Source organism: Dellaglioa sp. CoH-56-MRSF-12 (genome assembly GCF_056782075.1).
In genome coordinates this window covers 1-255 of sequence record NZ_JBXAYD010000133.1, presented here as the reverse complement: position 1 = coordinate 255, position 255 = coordinate 1, and the positions used below count along the sequence as shown (strand labels likewise).

General features: G+C 62.7%; 1 protein-coding gene. It reads left to right on the top strand.

The features are described 5' to 3' along the window. Window positions 1-255 (top strand): hypothetical protein (locus tag AC1RPY_RS08050; protein WP_481763161.1); only part of this gene is annotated, 255 nt, incomplete at both ends.

Here is a 255-nt window from a genome sequence, read left to right as displayed (position 1 = left end):
AGAAGCATTCAAGGGCCGCATCACGCCCGAAGCGGCTGAGACTCAACTGAAGGTCGCGGCAGAGGACCATCGCTGGCCGATGCTCAACAAGTTCCATCTGCTCGGTCTGATGGTGGCCTACAACGAAGGCTACTCGAAGGCCGTGGATGGTCGCGCATTCGACAATCCGTTTGCCAAGGCCGGTTCGCAGGCCGCCGCGTGGGAACTGGGCACGCAAGACGGCGCTGAGCTGCGCACGCAGCGTGAAGCACAGCC